The organism is Streptomyces sp. NPDC054813 (assembly GCF_053611365.1).
Genome location: NZ_JBSHAF010000011.1, coordinates 172566 through 188407 on the forward strand (window position 1 = coordinate 172566; position 15842 = coordinate 188407).

Annotated in this window: 11 protein-coding genes and 1 pseudogene; 10 read left to right on the forward strand and 2 right to left on the reverse strand. The window is 72.2% G+C overall.

Features of this window, described 5'->3' with window-relative positions; genetic code table 11:
- Positions 1-45 precede the first annotated feature (45 nt).
- From ACWGJB_RS23590 to ACWGJB_RS23620, 7 genes are all read left to right on the forward strand, one after another.
- Positions 46-1584, forward strand: coding sequence for an ABC transporter substrate-binding protein (locus ACWGJB_RS23590; protein WP_453382097.1), 1539 nt, complete (start codon positions 46-48; stop codon positions 1582-1584).
- Entirely contained in the window at positions 1581-2615 is a 1035-nt protein-coding gene (locus ACWGJB_RS23595) for an ABC transporter ATP-binding protein (RefSeq protein WP_453382098.1), read from the forward strand. Before ACWGJB_RS23590 ends, ACWGJB_RS23595 begins: the two co-directional genes overlap by 4 nt.
- Complete coding sequence (locus ACWGJB_RS23600; RefSeq protein WP_453382099.1) at positions 2612-3448, forward strand: ATP-binding cassette domain-containing protein; 837 nt, start codon at positions 2612-2614, stop codon at positions 3446-3448. Before ACWGJB_RS23595 ends, ACWGJB_RS23600 begins: the two co-directional genes overlap by 4 nt.
- Positions 3445-5604: an MGH1-like glycoside hydrolase domain-containing protein gene (locus tag ACWGJB_RS23605; protein WP_453382100.1), complete on the forward strand. Its 2160-nt coding sequence runs from the start codon at positions 3445-3447 to the stop codon at positions 5602-5604. The genes ACWGJB_RS23600 and ACWGJB_RS23605 overlap by 4 nt, the downstream gene beginning before the upstream one ends.
- On the forward strand, positions 5601-7214 hold the full coding sequence (locus ACWGJB_RS23610; protein WP_453382101.1) for an FAD-dependent oxidoreductase: 1614 nt from the start codon (positions 5601-5603) through the stop codon (positions 7212-7214). Before ACWGJB_RS23605 ends, ACWGJB_RS23610 begins: the two co-directional genes overlap by 4 nt.
- Positions 7215-7348: 134 nt before the next feature.
- A complete protein-coding gene (locus ACWGJB_RS23615; RefSeq protein ID WP_453382102.1) occupies positions 7349-8245 on the forward strand; it encodes a dihydrodipicolinate synthase family protein in 897 nt (298 codons plus the stop codon).
- Positions 8246-8335: 90 nt separating this feature from the next.
- Positions 8336-10468: a golvesin C-terminal-like domain-containing protein gene (locus ACWGJB_RS23620; protein WP_453382103.1), complete on the forward strand. Its 2133-nt coding sequence runs from the start codon at positions 8336-8338 to the stop codon at positions 10466-10468.
- A 24-nt stretch (positions 10469-10492) separates the two neighbouring features.
- Here the strand turns inward: ACWGJB_RS23620 and ACWGJB_RS23625 are convergent, their stop codons facing one another.
- Both ACWGJB_RS23625 and ACWGJB_RS23630 read right to left on the reverse strand, forming a co-directional pair.
- Positions 10493-11644: a lactonase family protein gene (locus ACWGJB_RS23625; protein WP_453382104.1), complete on the reverse strand. Its 1152-nt coding sequence runs from the start codon at positions 11642-11644 to the stop codon at positions 10493-10495.
- A gap of 139 nt (positions 11645-11783) precedes the next feature.
- Positions 11784-12626, reverse strand: coding sequence for an alpha/beta fold hydrolase (locus ACWGJB_RS23630; RefSeq protein WP_453382105.1), 843 nt, complete (start codon positions 12624-12626; stop codon positions 11784-11786).
- 286 nt (positions 12627-12912) lie between these two features.
- Between ACWGJB_RS23630 and ACWGJB_RS23635 the strand changes: the two genes are divergently transcribed.
- The 3 genes and pseudogenes from ACWGJB_RS23635 (at position 12913) to ACWGJB_RS23645 (ending at position 15832) form a co-directional block, all read left to right on the forward strand.
- Positions 12913-13620, forward strand: a complete 708-nt coding sequence (locus ACWGJB_RS23635; RefSeq protein WP_453382106.1) for a type 1 glutamine amidotransferase domain-containing protein — start codon at positions 12913-12915, stop codon at positions 13618-13620.
- Between the two features lie 7 nt (positions 13621-13627).
- Positions 13628-15008, forward strand: a pseudogene (locus ACWGJB_RS23640) (NADP-dependent succinic semialdehyde dehydrogenase).
- Between the two features lie 20 nt (positions 15009-15028).
- The gene (locus ACWGJB_RS23645) at positions 15029-15832 is read left to right on the forward strand and encodes a maleylpyruvate isomerase family mycothiol-dependent enzyme (protein WP_453382107.1); all 804 of its coding nucleotides are present in this window, start codon (positions 15029-15031) and stop codon (positions 15830-15832) included.
- The last annotated feature ends 10 nt before the right edge of the window (positions 15833-15842 follow it).

Here is a 15842-nt window from a genome sequence, read left to right on the forward strand (position 1 = left end):
CCCGGACTTCGCGCACCGCTCTCGTTCCCAGACAGGAGCACCTCCATGACCAAGACGCGTGCGTACGGGCGGAGCCGGCTGATCCGGCTCGCCACCACCTGCACGGCGGCCGCGGCCCTCCTCGCCGCCTGCTCGACGACCTCCGGCGGCGACGACAACGGGGGCGGGGCCCCGGGCGAGGTGACGGTCGCGGGCACCTATCCGATCGAGAGCCTGGACCCGCACGGTGCCCAAGGGGCCTCCACCGGAACGCAGTTGGCCGCCCAGGAGATCTTCGGCAGACTGGTGAAACCCGACGCGGACGGCACCCTCAAGGGCGACCTCGCCACCGCCTGGAAGCCCAACAAGGACGTCACGCAGTGGACGTTCACGCTGCGCTCCGGCGTGACCTTCTCCGACGGCTCCCCGCTCGACGCCGACGACGTGGTGGCGTCCTTCCAGCGGATGATCACCCTGAACGGCCCCAACGCCGGCAACTTCCCCGGCTACACCATGACCAAGGTCTCCCCCACCGAGGTGGTGCTCAAAAGCCCCGCGCCCGACGCGTCCGTCCCGGGCAAGCTCGGCACCTTCTACGTCCTCCCCTCCGGCGTCGGCAAGGAGGACACCGCCTTCTTCAACCACCCCGTGGGCTCCGGCCCGTTCACCGTCGACGGGTTCACCCCGGGGCAGTCGCTGGTCCTGGTGCCCAACAAGAAGTACCGGGGCACGAAGCCCGCGCTCCACCGGGTCACCGTGCGCAACGTCCCCGACCTGTCGGCGCGCCTGACCGCGCTGCGCACCGGCGAGGTGGACGTCGTCTGGGGCATCCCCGACGACCAACTCGCCTCGCTGAAGGGCGACAAGGACCTGACCGTGCGGACGGTGCCGAGCAGCGCCGAGTTCACCATGTGGTTCAACTCCTCGACCCCCGCCCTCAAGGACGCCAAGGTACGCAAGGCGATCTGGCAGGCGGTCGACTTCAAGACCATCATCGCCAAGCTCTATCCGGAGACCGGCAAGCCGGCCGACGCGCCCGTGACCGGCGTCGTCCTCGGCCACGTACCGCAGACGCCGGTGGCCTACGACCCGGCCGCCGCCAAGGCCGCGCTCACCGCCGCGGGCTTCGACTTCTCCAAGAAGCTGCGGCTCCAGTTCGCCAACGACGAGTTCCGGCCCTTCATCCAGGCCGTCGTCTCCGACCTGCAGAAGGCCGGCGTGCGGGCGGACCCGCTGGAGAAGGAGCAGGCCACCTTCACGGAGGACCTGATCGCCCTCAAGTGGGACATCAACTTCCAGCAGCTGGCCACCCCCAGCTACGACGCGGCCAGCAACCTCGGCCGCCTCTACACCTGCGCCGCCAACCGGATGGGCTACTGCAACAAGCAGCTGGACGGGCTGCTGGCGTCCGCAGGCGCGACGGCCGACAAACAGCAGCGCACCGACCTCTACGGCCGGGCGAGCCAGATCATCTGGCGGGACGCCGTCGGGATGTACCCGATGTCGGTGAGCATCGCCTACGCCTGGAACAGCGACCTGAAGGGCTTCGTCCCCGACGCCAGCGGCCTGCCGGACTTCGCCACCGTACGGACCGACGGCTCGTGACCCCCGCCGGAACCGCACCCGAACGCGGGGCCGCCGCACCGGCCCCGCCCGCGACCGACGGGCCGCCGCTGCGCGTCGACGACCTGGTGGTGGAACTGCCCGGCCCGCACGGCACCCGGGTACGCGCGGTGGACGGCGTCTCCTTCGACGTGCCACGCGCCACCACCGTGGGGCTGATCGGCGAGTCGGGCAGCGGAAAGACCATGACCGCGCTCGCGGTCCTGGGCCTGCCGCCCGAGGGCGCCACCCTGGCGGGCCGGCTGCTGTGGCACGGCGAGGACCTGATCGCCGCCGACCCGGCCCGGCGCCGTACGGTACGCGGCCGGGAGATCGCAATGATCTTCCAGGACCCGCTCGCCGCGCTCAACCCGACCCAGCGGATCGGCCGCCAGGTCGGCGAGATCCCCCGCCGTGACCGGCTGCCGCGCCCCGAGGTGACCCGGCGGGTCGTCGAACTCCTCGACCGGGCCGGCGTGCCGGAGCCGGAGCGGCGGATGCGCGCCTACCCGCACGAACTCTCCGGCGGCCTGCGCCAGCGCGCCATGATCGCCATGGCGTTGGCCGGCCGGCCCACCCTCCTGCTCGCCGACGAGCCCACCACCGCGCTCGACGTCACCGTGCAGTCCCGGATCCTGCGGCTGCTCGCCGACATCCAGACGGCCGACGGCCTGTCGATGCTGCTGGTCAGCCATGACCTGAGGGTCGTGTCGCACGTGGCCGAGCAGGTCGTGGTCATGTACGCGGGGCGGGTCTGCGAGCGCGGCCCCGCCCGCGACGCACTGCGCCGCCCCGCCCACCCCTACACCGCCGCCCTCGTACGCAGCGTGCCAGCCGTCAGGACCCGCACCGCACTCGCCGACCCGCTGCCGGGCGCCCCCGCGACACCGGCGAACCGGCCGGCCGGCTGCGCCTTCCACCCACGCTGCCCGCTCGCCCGCGCCCGCTGCCGCGCCGAAGTACCGGAGGTGCGGGAGGTGGCGCCGGGCCGCCAGAGCGCCTGCCACTTCGCGGAGGAGGTGCTGGGTTCGTGAGCACGAGCGAGGACCCGCTCCTCGATGTGCGTGATCTGCGCGTCAGTTACGGCGGGCGGGGGCCGGGCCGCCGGGGCGGTCCGGTCGCCGTCGACGGGGTGAGCCTGTCGGTCGCACCCGAGGAGACGCTCGGCCTGGTCGGCGAGTCCGGCTCCGGCAAGACGACCGTGGCCCGGTGCGTGGCCGGACTGCTGCGCCCCGGCGCCGGAACACTCACCTTCGACGGCCGGCCGCTCACCCGCGCGGGACGCAGGCCCCCCGAGTTGCAGCGCGCGGTGCAGATGGTCTTCCAGGACCCGCGTTCCTCCCTGAACCCGCGGATGACGGTCGCCGCGATCATCGCCGAGGTGTGGAGCACCCATCCGGTCACCGCGCCCGAGGGCGACCGCACCGAAGCCCTGCACCGGCTCCTCGCCGACATGGGGCTCGACCCCGAGGTGGCGTCACGGCGCGCGGGGGACCTGTCGGGCGGCCAGTGCCAGCGGGTCAGCATCGCCAGAGCGCTCGCGGTACGGCCCCGGCTGCTGGTCTGCGACGAGGCGGTGTCGGCGCTCGACGTGTCGGTGCAGGCCCAGATCCTGCGGCTGCTGGTGGACCTGCGGGGCAGGCACCGGCTCGCGATGCTGTTCATCTCCCACGACCTGGGGGTGGTGCACCAGATCGCCGACCGGGTGGCGGTGATGCACCGGGGCGTGCTCGTGGAGGAGGGCCGGACCGCCGAGGTGCTGACCGCGCCACGGCACGCGTACACCCGGGCCCTGCTGGACGCGGCCCTGGACCTGGACGACTCGGTGCCCGGTGACGGCACCGCCGACGACAAGGCGGTCATATGAGCGAGAGGCCTGCCGCTGTGACTCCGGCGCCGGCCGGCTGGAACACCTGGGACGTCCGTACGCACACGGGTATGAGCAGGCTGCCGGCCGGCCCACGGGTGCGGTTCGGCGTCCTGGGCCCCGACGGCCCGGTCCTCGACGGCTTCACCTGGCGCGACGGTCTCGACCGCCTGGGCCCGCACACCGTGGACGGCAGCTACGCCGAGGTGACGGTACGCGCGGCGGGCCATCGGCTGCGGCTGGTCTTCGCGGGCGGCCCGGGGGACGTACTGGACGCGCGGGCCGAGAGTACGGGCGTGATCGTGCTGTCGGTGGGGGACTTCGACGCCATCGAGGAGCTGACGGACGTGACCTCCATCGTCCGCGTGGGCGGGACCCGTTGGACGGTCACCACCTCAGCGCCGGCCCGCAGGATCGAGGGCCGGGCGGACACACTGACGCTGGCATTCGACACCGAGGCAAGCGACAACGTGGAGTTGCGAATCACGCCGGCCACACTGGCGCCCCAACGGGGCGCGGGGAACTGCGCGACCAGCCACGATGGCGCCGCAGCCGAAAGACGACACATCGCGGCCCGCACAGCGCAGCGCACCTCGCTCCGCTCCACCGGCTGGCTAGGCGAAGCCGCATCCGCCCTGACCAGGGCCGTCACCTGGAACACCATCTACGCCCCGGACATCGGCCGAGTCCTCACCCCCACCTCGCGGGACTTCGTCTGCGCCGAGCGGAAGGGCTTCTACGGCACCTGGGCCCTGCACGCCTGGGACACCTTCTTCACCGGCCTCGCCGCCTCCGCGGTCGACCGGGACTACGCGCGCGGCATCTTCGGGCAGATCCTCCCGTACGCGGACGCGGCCGGGATGATCCCGAACCGGGTCTCGGACGAGCGGGGCCGCACCGACGACCGTTCGCAGCCACCGGTCGGCGCACTCACGGTCCACCAGGCCTATCTGGCGGGCGGCCTGTCGCCCGAAACCCGCGACACGACCCTGCTCACCGACACCTTCCCGGCGCTTCTGGCCTGGCACGACTGGTGGCCCCGGGCCCGGCGCGGGCCGCACGGGCTGCTCGCCTGGGGTTCCGACCCGGTCCCGGACGACCCCGCGTCGGCGACCCTGGACCGGGCCAAACGGGAGTCGGGACTGGACGATTCACCGATGTACGACGAGGCCCGCTACGACGCGGCGACCCACACCATGGACCTCGCCGACGTCGGCCTGAACGCCCTGCACATCGCCGACGCCGAGGCCCTGGCGGAGATCGCCGGCATCCTGGGACAGGAGGCGACAGCAGACCGGCTGCGCGCCGAGGCCGCCACGGCCAGGGCGGACGCCGACCGGCTGCTGTGGGACGAGGAGCACCGCGGCTACCGCAATCTCACCTCGGCGGGCGCGCACGATCCGCATGTCTCGCCGACGATGCTGTACGCGCTGCTCGGCGGGTTGCCGGACGCCGACCGTGCGGCGGCCATGGCCACCGACCTGCTCCGGCCCGACGTGCTGGGCGGTGCACGCCCGTTGCCCAGTGTGGCCCGCAACGACCCGGGTTTCGCGGCCACCTACTGGCGCGGCCGGATCTGGGCGCCGATGGCCTATCTCGCCGTACGCGGGCTACGGCGTTACGAACTCACCGAGCTGAGCCGGCCGGTGGTCGGGGCCCTGCTGCGGCTGTTCCTCGACGAATGGCGGGAGTACGGCCATGTCAGGGAGAACTATCCGGCCGTGGCCGGCGAGAACCTGACGGGTCTCCGGAAACGGTCGGACGGCCTGATGGCCTGGGGCGGGCTGCTGGCGTATCTCGCCTTCGGCGAGCTGGCCGACGCGCGGACCGACGGCTGGCGGTTCGCGCACCCGGGCGAGCCGGCCGAGCTGTGCAACCTGCCGCTCGGCGAGGGCCGCCTGGACGTCCGGGCGGCCGACCGGCTCACCGTCGGCCTCGACGGACGGGTGCTGCTCGACATGGCGCCCGGGGTCGTCGTACGCGGCTACCGGCTCACCGGCAGCCAGGTGAGCGGGACCGCGGAGGGCGTCGGGGACGTCCTGGTCACCCCGCCGGGCGGTGGCCCGCCCGTGCCGGTGGACGTGAGGGGTGCACCCCGGAGCTTCGTGTTCGGCCCGGACGGCGGGCGTGACGCACAGGACGGGAGCGGGACATGAGCGCGGAGACGTCGGCGGCCACGGACATCCTCGTGGTGGGCGGGGGCCTCGGTGGCGTGGCCGCCGCGCTGGCCGCCCTCGACCGGGGGCGGTCGGTCCTGCTCACCGAGGAGACCGAGTGGATCGGCGGTCAGCTCACCAGCCAGGGCGTACCGCCCGACGAGCACACCTGGATCGAGCAGTTCGGCGCCACCCGCACCTACCGGGCGCTGCGCGAGGCGATCCGCGACCACTACCGGAGGTGGTATCCGCTCACCGAGGAGGCCAGGCGGCGCCGGTATCTCAACCCGGGTGAGGGGCGGGTCAGCGCGCTCTGCCACGAGCCGAGGGTGGCCGCCGCCGTACTGGAGGCCATGGTCGCGCCGTACGTGGCGGCCGGCCGGCTGCGGATCCTGTACGGGCACCGGCCGGTGGCCGCCTCCGTGGACGGCGACCGGGTGCGGTCCGTGCTGGTCGAGGGCCCGGACGGGGCCCGGGTCGAGGTGTCGGCGCCGTACGTCCTGGACGCGACGGAACTCGGCGACCTGCTGCCGCTGACCGGCGCCGAGCACGTGACGGGCTTCGAGTCACGTCGGGACACCGGGGAGCCGAGCGGGCCGGAGGAGGCGCAGCCGGCCAACGTGCAGGCGTTCTCCTGGGTGTTCGCCGTCGACCATCTGGCCGGCGAGGACCACACCGTCGACCGCCCGGCCGGTTACGACGCCTGGGCCGACTACCACCCCCCGCAGTGGCCGAACCGGCTGCTGAGCCTGAGCGCGCCCGACCCGAGGACGCTGGAGACCGTGGAGCGCGGCTTCACGCCGAACGCCGACTCGGGGCCGGTGGTCGCCGATCAGGGCAAGGACGCGGGGGACAAGGAGCTGTGGGAGTTCCGGCGGGTGGTCTCCCGGAAGCTGTACCGGCCGGGCTTCGCCGCGAGCGATGTGACCATCGTCAACTGGCCCATGATCGACTATCTGCCCGGACCGCTGATCGGGGTGGACGACAAGGAGCGGGACCGGCATCTGGCGGGGGCCCGCGAGCTGAGCATGAGCATGCTCTACTGGCTGCAGACCGAGGCACCCCGCCCCGACGGCGGCACCGGCTGGCCGGGGCTCCGGCTGCGCGGCGACGTGTTCGGTACGGCCGACGGGCTGGCGAAGGCGCCGTACATCCGGGAGTCCCGGCGGATCGTGGCCCGGCGCCGGATCGTCGAACAGGACCTGTCCCTGGCCGTCCGGGGCGAGCGGGGCGCGGTGCGCTACCCGGACTCCGTCGGCATCGGGATGTACCGGATCGACCTGCACCCCTCCACCGGCGGCGACACCTACATCGACGTCGCCAGCAGCCCCTTCCAGATCCCGCTGGGCGCCCTGCTCCCCGTACGGCTTCGCAATCTCCTGCCGGTGTGCAAGAACATCGGCACCACCCACATCACCAACGGCTGTTACCGGCTGCACCCCGTCGAGTGGAACATCGGCGAGGCGGCCGGATCACTGGCCGCGCACTGCCTCGACAACCGCCTGGAGGCCGACCAGGTGTACGAGGACGCCGAGTTGCTGAGCCGCTTCCAGACCGAACTCACCCACGCCGGAGTCGAACTGGCCTGGCCCGAGGTCAGGGGGTACTGATGGGCGGGGAAGGACGAGGTTCGGGCGAAGCGCCCCAAAGGGGCGCGGGGCTGCATCAATGTGCGGCTTCGCCGCGGGGCGCGACCAGCCACGACGGCGCAGCAGCCGAACGACGGCAGCTCGACGGCCGCGCGTTGCTGACCGGCGTCACCGTCCCCCTGGTCACGCCGATGGACCGCCCGGGACGACCGTCGGTCCCGGCCGCCGACGCCCTGCTCGGCGCGCTGGCGGCGGCAGGCGCCCGCGGCCTCATGCTCTTCGGCAGCAACGGCGAGGGCCCGCTGCTGCCCACGGCGGAACTGGCCGAGTTCGCCACGGGGGTGGCCGAACGCTGGCGCCAACTGGTTCACGGAGGACCGGTGCTGGTGAATGTCACCGCTCCCGGCACCGCCGGGGCGCTGGCGCGGGCGGAGGCCGTTCTGCCCGCCGCACCGGACGCGCTGGTGCTCAGCCCGCCGATCTACTTCCACCACCGGCACGACGAGATCGTCGCCCACTACGCGGCCCTGGCCGGCCTCGGCGTTCCCGTCGTCGCCTACAACGCCCCCCGCTACAGCAATCCGCTGACCCCCGACCTGCTCGACGAACTGACCGGCCTCGCCCACCTCGTGGGGATCAAGGACAGCTCGGGCGACCTTGCGCTGTTCGGCCACGCCCTCGCCGCGGCCCGGCGGCGCGACGACTTCGGGGTCAGCCAGGGCGCGGAGCGGCAGGCACTGGACGCGCTGCGCCTCGGGGCGGACGGGGTGGTCCCCGGGGTGGCCAACCTGGCGCCGGGCGCTGCCGTGGAGCTGTTCCGGGCCCACCGCGACGGCCGGGACGGTGACGCGCGCCGCGCGCAACAGCTGCTCGACCGGGTGCTGGCGCTGCACACCGTACGACCCGGTGTGCCGGCGGTGAAGGCCGTCCTGGCCGCCCGAGGGCTGTGCCCGCCGCATGTCGCGGCCCCCTTCGCCCCGTGCTCCGACGAGGAACGACACGCCCTGCTCGACCTGCTCGCGCCCCTCGACGCACAGCTCATACGCGCCTGACCCGGCACGCTCCCCGCTCCCGACCGGTACCTGCCGGCTCCCGTCCCGCCGTACCGCCTCCTCCAGACCGCCCGAAAGGGGTGGCCCACCATGTCCGACAACGGACCGCAGCGCACCGCCATGAACCGCAGGTCCTTCGCCCTGGGCGTGGCCGGTGTCTCCGCGGCCGCCGCGTTCGGCCCCGCGGCCCTCGGTTCCCCGGCCCACGCCGCCGACCGGTCCTCCGGGGCCGACCGGCACGGCGCCTTCTTCGAGGAGCAGACCCTCTGGGACTCCGTCGAGGGACCGCTCGTGAACTACCACGTGCACGCGCTGGCCGTGCTGCCCGACGACACCGTCCTGGCCGTCACCGAGGGCCGGCACGAGGTGTGCGACGCCGGGCCGCGGGATCTGCTGCTGCGCCGCAGTACCGACGGCGGCCGGACCTGGGAGGAGAGCCGCACCCTGGTCGCCTCCGTCGACGGCGAGTCCTGGGGCAATCCGGCGCTGGTCGTGGACCGGCGGACCGGGGAGGTCTTCCTCTTCTACATGCTCTCGCTCCGGCTGCCGGAGAACACCTCCTGCTCGGGCGACTCGGGCGACCTCTACCTGATCTCCAGCCGGGACAGCGGCCGGACCTGGGGCGAAGCACGGCACCTGGCCGGCCTGTTCGACGGGTTCCCCTACAACTGGGCGCTGCACGGCCCCGGCCCGGGCCACGGACTCCAGTTGAGATCCGGCCGGCTGCTGCTCAACTGCCTGCACCGCAGGGTGATCGTCGGCAACACGGTGGCCGAGCGGTACTACGGCGTGGCGCCGGTCTATAGCGACGACCACGGCGTCACCTGGCAGGCGACCGGCGAGGTGCCCGTACAGGTCGCCTACCCCGTCAACGAGGCACGGATGGTGCAGCGCGCCGACGGCAGCGTGCTGGTGAACGGCCGCGCGGCGGCGGGCGGGGAGGGCCAGCGGATCGTCTCCGTCAGCTCGGACGACGGCCTGACCTGGTCGCCTCCGGCGCTCGACGGGGGCACCGGCTCGCTCAACGCGGTGGACGCGAGCCTGTTGCGCCACACCGGCGGCCCCGGCGGCCACGACACCGACCGGGTACTGTTCAGCCGCCCCGACTCCCCCGTCAGACGCAACATGACGGTGTCGGTCAGCTACGACGAGGGCTACTCGTACCGCTACTCACGGGTCGTCAACGAGAACCGTGCCTTCTACTCGGATCTCGCCCATCTCTCCGACGGCACCGTGATCCTGCTCTACGGCTGCCACGGCGACTCGGCGAGCGTCCCGCTCCGGGTCAACGTCTGCCGTTTCTCGCTCGACTGGCTGACCCGCGGCCGTGACAGCCTGCGCCACGGCCCCCACTACCGGGAGACCGTCGTCGCCCTGGCCGCCACGGACCGCGAGGTCACGGGCGGCGGCTCCGTGACGACCGTCGGCGACCCGCTGGCGCGCGGCGGCGAGCGACTGGCCTTCACGCCCGCACAGGTCGGCGACACGGTCCGGTTCGCGATCCGGGTGCCGCGCACCGGCGAGTACGAACTGCTCCTGCGCCACTACCGCCCGGCGGACGGCGGCCTCGTCACCGTCACGGTGGACGACGGCACCGGGCTGCCCGCCTACGCGATCGACACCACGGCCCAGACGGCGGCCGGCTTCGACCTGGCCCACCTCGGCACCGCCCGGCTGCGCGCCGGACGGCACACCGTGCGGTGCGCGGTGGCGGGGCCCGGCAGGGGCGGCGGAACCCTGCTCGGCCTCGACTCGCTCAGCTTGATCGAGGCGCCGGGCTCGGCCGACGTCCGCGCGGAGGTGGTCGTGGACAACGACCGGCTGGGCTTCGAGGTGGTCTCCGGCAGCTGGCCGACGGCGACCGCGGACCCCGGCTTCTGGTCGGGCAACTACCGCACGGCACCGGCCGGTTCGGGCACCCGGAAGGTGCGCTGGCGGCCGGTCGTACCGCAGGACGGCGAGTACGAGATCCAGGCGTCGTATCCTCCGGCGGCCACCCGCGCGAGCAACGCCCCGTACACCGTCGTGCGGGCGGACGGTACGACCACCACCGTCCGGGTCGACCAGCGGACGGCGGGGGCCGCCGATCCGCGCGGCGGCACCTGGGTCTCCCTCGGGGAGTACCACCTGGCGGCCGGTCTCGGCACGTCGGTCGAGCTGACCAACGACGCCGACGCGACGGTGGCCGCCGACGCGATCCGCCTGCTGGGCCCGCGGAGCTGACGTCCCGGGGCACCGCCGGGGCGGCTACAGGGCCACGATGCCCTCGCCGCCGACCGCGTCAGGGACGGTGACCGAGCCGATCGCGGTCAGTGAGCCGTCGTGGTTCACCCGGAACTCGTCCACGACGCCCTTGGCGCCGGTCTGCGCGTAGAGGTAGCGGCCGTCCGAGGAGACGGCGGCGTCGACGGTGCCGCCGTCGGTACCGGTGTCGCCGAGCGGGACGAGGCCGTGCCGGCCGCCGGTGCGGAAGCCGGACAGGCTGCCGCTGCCGGCGTTGGAGGCGTACAGGTGGCGCCCGTCCCTGACGATCCAGCAGGTCGCCGCCTGTCCGGTGGCGGCGGGGGCGCCGACCGGGGTGACCTTGCCGTCGCGGGCCACGACGTAGGTCGCCACGGTGTTGGTGCCGGCCTGGGTGACCTGGAGGCGGCCCTTGGCGTCGAAGACGAAGCCGAAGGGCACGGTGCCGGGCTCGGAGTTCACCACCGGCTCGCGGGCCGGGGCGCCGGAGCGGTCCAGGGGGAAGACGTCGATGCTGTTGGCCGCGGCCTTGGTGGTGACGACCAGCCGGGTGCCGTCGGGCGTGAACGCGATCTGGCCCGGCGTGTGGGTGAACTGGGGCGTGGCCGTGGGATCCAGGCCCAGGCCGCGGTTCCAGGAGTGCACGGTGGTCAGGCGGTCGCCGACCCGGACGAACCCCTGCACGGAGCCGCCGTCCAACGCGTTGAGGACATAGACCCGGTCGCCGTGGACGGCGATGCCGACCGGGAAGGAGCCGCCGGAGGCCACCTGCTGGGTGCGCGTCAGCCGGTCGCCGTGCACGGCGAACACGGTGACGGTGTCGCTGCCCGCGTTCACGGCGTAGAGGAGCTGGTGCGCGCGGTCGTAGGCGAGCGAGCCCTGCGAGGCGAGGTGATCCACCACCGAGCCGGCCAGGCTGCCGCCCAGGCCGCCGGTGGGGTAGCGGCCCGCGGCGGTGAGGGTGCCGTCGGCGTCGCGGTCGTAGGCGACGATCGCGTTCCCGGAAGGGCTGTCGGTCTGCACGAAGACCGTGGAGTGGTGGCGCGCGTTCTGGTGCGAGGCGGCGGCGGCCGGGACGGCGAACGCGGTGGCCACGGCGAGCGCGGCGGTGCCGATCGAGGCGGCGATACGGACGGTGCGGGCAGGCGTCATCGTCATTCTCCGTGTGTGGGACGGAAGTTCGGAATGACTGAGACGTTAGGTCGCCCGGGCTCGCGACAACCGGACCAATCCGGCATACCGCCTGGACGTCCGCGACCCGTAAGGATTGCCGACCGGGCCGCGCCACCCCTGCCGCTTACCGCTGTCCGGAGTTCTGGGCCGCGCTCACGATGAGGGCCGTGACCTCCTGGGGGTGGGAGATCAGGGACACGTGCGAGGAGTCGATCTCCACGGTCTTGCGCGCGTGTGCGCGCCTGGCCTCGTACCTCTCCAGGCTCGGGTTGATCGCCCGGTCCTGGTTGCCGACGAGCACGTAGACCGGCTTGTCCCGCCAGGCCGCCTCGGTGAGTTTGTCGGTGAACGCGGACTGCGCGATCGGGCGCTGCGTCGCCGCCAGGACGGACGCCTGCTGCTGCGGGAGGTCCTGGGCGAAGGTCGCGTGCAGCTTGCCGGGCTGGATGTACACGTCCGTGCCGGTGGTGCCGTCGCCGTTACGGAACGGGACCGGCTGGAACGCGTTGGTGAGCGGAACGGGCGGGAACTTGCCGGAGAGACTGGCGAACGACTCGCCCTTGTCCGGCATGATCGCGTTGATGTAGACCAGCGCCTTGACGTTGTCGAGTCCGGCGGCCGCCTGCGAGATCACCTCGCCGCCGTAGGAATGTCCGACCAGGACGATCGGCCCCTTGATCGTCTTCAACAGGCTGTTCAGATACGTGGAGTCCTGGGGTATGCCGCGCAGCGTGTTGGGCGGGGCGATGACCTGGTAGCCGTCGGCCTGGAGGCGCTGCACCACGCCGTTCCAGCTGGACCCGTCGGCGAACGCTCCGTGCACGAGGACCACGGTCGGTTTCCGGCCCTCCGGAGGCGCGGCGACGCCGTCCGCCGCGTGCGCCGGCACCACGGTCAGGGCGGCGAGCACGGCCACCGCGAGGGCCAGTCCGCCCTCGCGTGATTTCAAGATCCCAGAGGCGGTCATGTGCTTCCACTTCCTCGACGTGCAAAGTGAGAACAGGAAGGCCGATATCGGGCGCCAGATCAGCCTAGTCCTGTATCGGCGGCGGTCAAACGGAGAGGATGCCCCTGCCGGGCAGGTGGCAGTTGAATTCCGGTCCGCACAATTTCGTTCCACACAATTACGTTCCGCACAATTACGTTCCGCACAATTACGTTCCGTTCCCGCAGACCATGAGTTGCAGCCGCCGAGAGGCCTGCTCAGACTTGTTGTATAGGCCTAATCACCCACGGCACTTCCGGAGTTTCCCATGGCCAAGATCCTGTGCGTGCTGACCGGCGCCAGCTACTGGACCCTGAAGGACGGGCACCGACATCCGACCGGCTACTGGGCCGAGGAGTTCGTGGCGCCCTACCGCGTGTTCACCGATGCCGGACACGACGTCACCGTGGCAACTCCGCACGGTGTCGTCCCTGTTGTGGACACGATGAGCCTGGAACCGCGGATGGCGGGCGGCGAGGAGAACTCCCTCCGGGAGGAGGCCGTCATCGAGTCGGCGGACGAACTGCGGCACCCGGTCTCCCTCGAGGACGTGCGCCTCGAGGACTACGACGCGGTCTACTACCCCGGCGGACACGGCCCGATGGAGGACCTCTCGGTCGATGCCGAATCCGGGGAACTGCTGCGCAGAGCACTCGCTTCCGGCAATCCACTCGGCATCGTCTGTCACGCCCCGGCCGCTCTCCTCGCGACCCGGGACGCGAACGGCGACACGCCTTTCGCGAACTACCGTCTGACGGGTTTCTGCAACGAGGAGGAAGTCGGTGTCGGTTTCGCCGACAAAGCCAAGTGGCTGCTGGAGGACGAGCTGAAGAAGCTGCCCACCGAGTATTCGCGGGGCCCCGCCTGGGAGCCGTACACGGTCTCGGACCGCAACCTCTACACCGGGCAGAACCCTGCCTCCTCGGGCCCGCTCGCCGAACAACTCGTCAGCGTCCTGTCCGCAGCGAACAGGTGAATGATTCATGGCTGTCGCGACGACAAGTCCGGTGACAGGTGAGGTCCTCAGGACGTTCGACGAACTGACCCCTGAGGAACTGGAGGACAGGCTCGCCCGGGCGGCGGCCGCGGCCGCCTCGTACCGGTTGACGAGCATCGAGGAACGGGCGGGATGGCTGCAGCATGCGTCCGAGCGCCTGGAGAAGGAGGTCGAGAGCGTCAGCCGGATGATCACCGAGGAGATGGGCAAGACCTTCCGCGCGGCGGAACAGGAAGTGGCCAAGTGCGTGCACGGGCTGCACTTCTACGCCGCCGAAGGCCCCGGGTTCCTGCGGGACCTGGACGGTGACGCCGAACGCGTACAGGCGAAGCGGACGTTCGTGACGTACCAGCCGATCGGTGTGGTGCTCGCGGTGATGCCGTGGAACCTGCCTCTGTGGCAGGCCATGCGGTTCGCGGCGCCCGCCCTGATGGCGGGAACGTGGGCCTGCTCAAGCACGCCTCGAACGTGCCGCAGTGCGCTCTGTACCTGGAGGAGCTCTTCCGCGACGCGGGCTTCCCCGACGACGTGTTCCAGACCCTGCTGATCTCCTCGGGACGGGTGGAGCAGGTGCTGCGCGACCCGCGGGTGGCGGCCGCGACGCTGACCGGCAGCGAACCGGCGGGACGGTCGGTGGCCGCCATCGCCGGCGACGAGATCAAGAAGGTGGTCCTCGAACTCGGCGGCTCCGACCCGTTCATCGTCATGCCCTCCACGAACCTGGACCGGGCCACCGATGTCGCGGTGAAGGCGCGGTGTCTCAACAACGGGCAGTCCTGCATCAACGGCAAGCGGTTCTTCGTCCACCAGGACATCGGTGACGCGTTCATCGAGATGTTCGTGGCGAAGATGGGCGCGCTGGCGGTGGGCGACCCGATGGACGAGGGCACCGACGTCGGCCCGCTGGCCACCGAGTCCGGCCGACAGGACGTGGCGCCTACGTCGACGACGCCGTCGGCAAGGGCGCGACGGTGCTGCTGGGCGGCCGGGTCCCGGACGGACCGGGCTGGTTCTACCCGCCCACCGTGCTGACCGACATCACACCCGAGATGCGGATGTACCACGAGGAGGTCTTCGGCCCCGTGGCCCAGGTGTGGACGGTCGCGTCCCTGGAGGAGGCCCTCCGGGAGACCAACGGGCACCCCTACGGCCTCGGTTCGAACCTGTGGAGCGAGGACCAGGCCGAACGCGACCTGTTCGTCCGTGACGTGCAGTCGGGCATGGCCTTCATCAACGGCAACACGACCAGCTATCCCGAGATCCCCTTCGGCGGTGTCAAGCGCAGCGGCTACGGCCGTGAGCTGTCCGACCTCGGCATGCGGGAGTTCATGAACGCCAAGACGGTCTGGATCGGCCAGGACGCCTGAGACCCCCGGAGGAAGGAACCATGACCCGTGCCGGTGTCGCCGCCGCGCGTTCGAGCACGGCGGACCTGGCGGAGATCGTCCTGCGGACGGACGACGAGCAGTGGGAGCTGCCGTCGGTATGCGCCGGCTGGCGTGTCATCGACGTGCTGGCCCACCTCGCGGCCCTCGCCTCCGAGGCGGTGCACCCGCCGCCGCCCGACCCCTCGCTGCCGAAGAACCGCGAGCGCTACCACGACCTGCGCGTCGACGAACGCCGGGGCCTGAGCCATGCGGAGGTCCTCGACGAGTGGCGGCACAGCACCCCCCTCCAGCTGGACCTGCTGGAAGCGGCCCAGCAGCCGCCCGGCGCCGACGAGCCGGTCGAGGTGGCCGGACTCGGCACGTATCCGCGCCACCTGCTGGCGAACACCATGGCGTTCAACGTCTTCTGCCATCTGCGCAACGACCTGCTCGCCCCGGACGGCCCGCTCCCCTTCGCCCTGCCGGAACCGACCGACGACCTGGTCGCCCCGGCCGTCGACTTCATGCTCGCCGGGCTCCCCCAGATGCAGGGCCCCGAACTCACCGCCACCGTCGGCGAGCCCCTCGTCCTCGACCTGGCCGGTCCGGGCGCCACCACGGTCACCGTCCTCCCCGCGGCCGGGCCGGACGGGCGGCTGACCGTGGCCCCAGGCACGGACGCGGACGCGACGACCCGGATCCACAGCACGGCACTCGACTTCATCGCCTGGGCCACCACCCGCAAACCCTGGCGCGACCACTGCCGCATCACGGGAGACGCCGCCACCGCGACACCGTTCCTCGACTGCCTCGACATCGTCTAGCAGCGGCCGC

Coding starts and splice junctions, on each gene's coding strand:
- ACWGJB_RS23630 (WP_453382105.1), bottom strand. CDS start 12,626: ATGACCGCCTCTGGGATCTTGAAATCACGCGAGGGCGGACTGGCCCTC.
- ACWGJB_RS23635 (WP_453382106.1), top strand. CDS start 12,913: ATGGCCAAGATCCTGTGCGTGCTGACCGGCGCCAGCTACTGGACCCTG.
- ACWGJB_RS23590 (WP_453382097.1), top strand. CDS start 46: ATGACCAAGACGCGTGCGTACGGGCGGAGCCGGCTGATCCGGCTCGCC.
- ACWGJB_RS23610 (WP_453382101.1), top strand. CDS start 5,601: ATGAGCGCGGAGACGTCGGCGGCCACGGACATCCTCGTGGTGGGCGGG.
- ACWGJB_RS23645 (WP_453382107.1), top strand. CDS start 15,029: ATGACCCGTGCCGGTGTCGCCGCCGCGCGTTCGAGCACGGCGGACCTG.
- ACWGJB_RS23620 (WP_453382103.1), top strand. CDS start 8,336: ATGTCCGACAACGGACCGCAGCGCACCGCCATGAACCGCAGGTCCTTC.
- ACWGJB_RS23625 (WP_453382104.1), bottom strand. CDS start 11,644: ATGACGATGACGCCTGCCCGCACCGTCCGTATCGCCGCCTCGATCGGC.
- ACWGJB_RS23605 (WP_453382100.1), top strand. CDS start 3,445: ATGAGCGAGAGGCCTGCCGCTGTGACTCCGGCGCCGGCCGGCTGGAAC.